Origin of the sequence: Dietzia sp. HMSC21D01 (assembly GCF_001815995.1) — a bacterium.
Taxonomy (GTDB): domain Bacteria; phylum Actinomycetota; class Actinomycetes; order Mycobacteriales; family Mycobacteriaceae; genus Dietzia; species Dietzia cinnamea.
This window is the reverse complement of record NZ_KV824101.1, coordinates 1-2,657: the sequence shown is the minus strand read 5'-3', so window position 1 is coordinate 2,657 and position 2,657 is coordinate 1. Positions and strand designations below refer to the sequence as shown.

3 protein-coding genes are annotated in these 2,657 nt (G+C 61.5%); 2 read left to right on the top strand and 1 reads right to left on the bottom strand.

Annotation, left to right across the window (positions count from 1 at the left end; genetic code table 11):
- A partial coding sequence (locus tag HMPREF3086_RS18190; protein WP_083324481.1) for a hypothetical protein occupies positions 1-258 on the bottom strand: 258 nt, incomplete at its 3' end.
- A 418-nt stretch (positions 259-676) separates the two neighbouring features.
- Between HMPREF3086_RS18190 and HMPREF3086_RS15635 the strand changes: the two genes are divergently transcribed.
- Both HMPREF3086_RS15635 and HMPREF3086_RS15630 read left to right on the top strand, forming a co-directional pair.
- The gene (locus HMPREF3086_RS15635; RefSeq protein ID WP_070722835.1) at positions 677-1,477 is read left to right on the top strand and encodes a hypothetical protein; all 801 of its coding nucleotides are present in this window, start codon (positions 677-679) and stop codon (positions 1,475-1,477) included.
- A 65-nt stretch (positions 1,478-1,542) separates the two neighbouring features.
- Positions 1,543-2,409, top strand: coding sequence for a deaminase (locus HMPREF3086_RS15630; RefSeq protein WP_070722833.1), 867 nt, complete (start codon positions 1,543-1,545; stop codon positions 2,407-2,409).
- The last annotated feature ends 248 nt before the right edge of the window (positions 2,410-2,657 follow it).

The following is a 2,657-nucleotide window of genomic DNA, read 5'->3' as shown; positions in this document are numbered from 1 at the left end:
TCGCCCGGCAATCCTCAGATCCCCGTGAACTACCGGGGCTAGTACTTGTTTGACCTGGTAGGGCTTGGCCTGACCGTTCTTGCCTCGTTGGATGTTCACCCGAGGATCGCCCGGCCAGGGCATTTTGAATACCGCGTGGCTGGTGCCCTGCTGACGAGGCTCACCGAAGACTTGCAGGCACAGGGCGTACAGATCCTTGTAGGACACCGACTTCGGGTTGCGCTCGATTGCTGCCCGGAGCTTGTCCGCCTTTGTCACTACCTCATGCTAGCTTATCCGCTAGCATGAGACCATAGTTGGCACAGCGCTTGTAGTCGCTCATTGGCGAGTGAGGCGCGAATCTGCGCAGAAAATCGGCACGGTCAGTCTTGGATCGACGGTTCATGTCACGCTTGTGAACTGCGAGTTTGACGGAATCCGACATTATCGGCGCCACCAGCGGACTGATACGGCTAAGGCAGCCGGCGTCTCCAACTGCCCGGTCTGCGCTGGCGTTTCCAACACCAACCAAGCCCGCATCGACACAAGCATGGAAGTGGAGCACGGCACGGCCTGGAGTCGAGGTGGCAGTACCGACCTGAAGCACTGCGAGATGCTGTGCGTCGCCCGCAACCGAGCCAAGGGCAACCGCTGAATTGGGATATCGTCGGTCGATCCTCGACGATGGGTTCGCACCGTGGCCACTGACCCCACTCAAACCCTCAGCACTTTCGTCCGTCGTCTGCGGCGCATCGAGGCCCACCCACTCGTCTCCGCGGACGGCGGCGAGCTCATGCGTGAACTTTGCTCGACGAAAATTCACCTCACGGTCTACCCGCAGCTCGAGGAGGCCGTCCAGGCCATCGACCTGCCCGGCGAGGTCATGTTCGAGTCCCTGGCTGCTCGACTGCGCCCTATGACCTTGGCGCGTGACCGTATCGGCTACGACAGGGTATTCGACGCTCTGGATAGCTTCACCGACACCGACGATCTCGCCACCCGGCTGTCTAATGATCATCTTCGTCGTGAGTGGGCCCTCGCCACGCAACGCGATCGTGCTAATCGCGGCTCCACGACCCGCGCCTACGGCGTCATTGTCGACGGCGAGCCGGTCAGTGATCTGGACCTGGCGTACGGGTGGCTCTACGAGGACTCACTGCACGGCGATCCACCTAGCTTCGATCAGTTCGGCCTGCGCGAGCGCTACCGTGCCGCCACCCACGTGTTCTCCCACATTGCTGTGGTTGCCATGGAGACTCTGGCCTATCTCCGTCACCTCACAGACGAGGGGCATCTCGTCCTGCCCGACGAGGCCTTCAGCGCTGACGTTGTTCTCGCTGAGACGACGTGGGAGATTCGTGGCGAATGGCACGTCGGGGAGTCGGTCGACGGTGGCCTGGCTTCCGTCGCTGATGGCGAGATTCCCACCGGAATGCGGCCGCTTCACGAAGTTTACCCGCCGAATCTGGCTGCCGATCACCTAGAGAACACCGACTGACTAGATCACTGAACACCCCGCCGGTCACTGCTGGTCGGCTCGATGCTCCTGACAGGATTCAAATCATGAACGTTCTGCCGGAAAGTCAACCTCGCGGGGACCTCGATAGGGTGTTCTCGCAACTCGCCATCGACGAGGCGTTCAAGTCACCGGGTAATGCCCGTGTGGGTGTAGTCGTCGTACAGGATGGTCACGTCGTAGTGACTGGCCACAGAGGCGAGCTTCCGGGCCTGCACGCCGAACAGGTCGCACTCCATAAGGCCCGTGAAGAGGGAATCGCGCTCAGCGGAGCTGAGGTCTACACAACCCTCGAGCCTTGCGCTAACTCACGTACGGCCAGAATTCCTTGTTCACAGCTCCTGGTAGAGGCAGGCGTGTCTACCGTCCATATCGGCCAGTTCGACCGTAACCCGCAGATTTACCGCTTGGGGTGGAAGCACCTCCGAGACGCAGGCATAAAACTGTGTGACTTCCCCGCGGACCTCCGCTCGCTTGCGGCAGAGGCGAACCAGAGCTTCGCGCAAAACTTCACCCACGGAGTAGGCATGAGTGGCGGTGCCAAGTTCGATTTCACGACGAACGGCGGAAAATTCACCATTCAAATCGACGAGGCCCCCGGTTCGCCGGCGTGGGAAACGAGATGGGGCAACTGCGGCGCGACCGCTATCTACCTCAACGGCGGGACTCCGGGCCGGGTGGCGCACGCACGGTTCGCCGAAAAGTTCGACGAGATAGACGATCCCGACGCTCTCGACTACGAGAGCCACTTCGCACGAGTCCCGGTCGGTTCAATCGGTGTCATGCGCAATCAGCACGGTCACGTCTTGTGCAGGGTCAAAGAAATTGAGCCCACGCCGGACTACGGGGGCGCTGACCATGCATCGGTCAAGATCGAGTGGGAAATCCGGCTGACCGAAGGCCCCCGACCCTAGGCGAGGGTCCACAAATGCGCTTCGGTATTGCAGCCGGGAGTCCCTAAGTCGGTCACCGGGACAACCCGGCCCGGTTCGCCGAGGGTAGGCCGCCCAGGTCGCACCGTCCCGAAAGACGTGTCCGGTGACCTAGAGAAGGGACCGAGCCGAGTCAGCGCCCGCAAACTTGACGTCGCTTTGGGGTACACCCGTGCGGGACTCGCTGGTTCGCGCAGTTTTGGTGTGGCTTTCGCCGTTATATGGCGGGG